General features: G+C 30.7%; 1 protein-coding gene. It reads right to left on the reverse strand.

What is annotated here, in order from left to right; all coding sequences use genetic code 11:
* Window positions 1-18 precede the first annotated feature (18 nt).
* Window positions 19-1139 (reverse strand): IS3 family transposase gene (locus tag CHB72_RS25735; protein WP_089285696.1). Its coding sequence is split into 2 segments (ribosomal slippage): window positions 19-890 and window positions 890-1139, totalling 1122 coding nucleotides; the frame shifts between segments, so codons are not numbered across the junction.
* Between the last annotated feature and the right edge of the window lie 80 nt (window positions 1140-1219).

Consider the following 1219-nt stretch of genomic DNA (forward strand, 5'->3'; position numbering starts at 1 on the left):
TGGATTGTCAACATTGAATTAGACAGTTTTTTTAAGGTTATGTTCTTTATATTGTTTAGGACTTAAATATCCTAATGTTGAATGAATCCTAATATTATTAAACCAGTTAATGTAATCTGATAGCTCTAGTTGTAATTCTTGTAAACTGTCAAAAAGGTACCCCTTAGTAAACTCAGTTTTAAATATTTTAAAGGTAGCTTCTGCTACAGCATTATCATAGGGGCATCCCTTAAGGCTCAAAGAGCGCTTGATTTTAAAGGTTTCTAATACTTCGTCTATTACTTTGTTTTTAAATTCATTACCTCTATCTGTATGGAAAAGAGTTATAGCATCTAGCCTAGTTCTAACGCTAGCAAAAGCACTGTAAACAAGGTTTGCATCCTTATATGGGCCTGCACTATAGCCTATTATTTCTCTGTTAAATAGGTCAACTAATATACATACATAATTCCATTGATTTTTCACTCTTACATATGTTAGATCGCTTACTACAACTGCATATGGAGTTTGGCTATTAAATTCTCTATTTAATTCATTGGCTATTTTTGATTCATTACATTTATCTATATGGGGCTTATATTGTGCAACAGTATATTTTGACACTAAGCCTTGAACTTTCATTATTTTACCTATTTTTCTTCTAGATACTACAAAACCTTGCTTTTTTAATTCTACTTTTATTTTTCTTGTTCCATAGTTGTTACGACTAGCTCTAAAAATATCAATTACTTTAGGGGTGATTTCATCAGGTGATTCTATAACTTTAGATTCGTAGTAATAGGTGCTTCTAGGGATTTTTAGGACTCTACACATTGCTGATACACTGTATTTGTAAGCATTACTTTTAATCACATTTACTTTCGTCCTAATATCAGCGCTGCTTGCTTTAAAATATCATTTTCCATCTTTAAATGCTGGTTTTCTTTTCTTAGCTTAATTAATTCATTTTCTTCTGGGGAACGGTTTTCCTTCTCTTTGAAGGAACCGGTAGTTTGACTTCTTTTGATCCAAGTATTAAAAGCGGTTGAAGTTAAATCATATTCAACCATGATATCTTTTTTAGGTTTACCATTTTCATATAATTTCACCATTTGTTGTTTAAATTCTTCAGTATAGGTTCTTCTATCTCTTTTAGCCATATAAACGATTCTCCTTTTAGTATATTGTTTCTAGTTTACATGACCTTAATTTACTTGTCTAGTTTATTGTAACCTATCCA

The sequence above is a fragment of the Anaerovirgula multivorans genome (assembly GCF_900188145.1).
Classification (GTDB): domain Bacteria; phylum Bacillota; class Clostridia; order Peptostreptococcales; family Natronincolaceae; genus Anaerovirgula; species Anaerovirgula multivorans.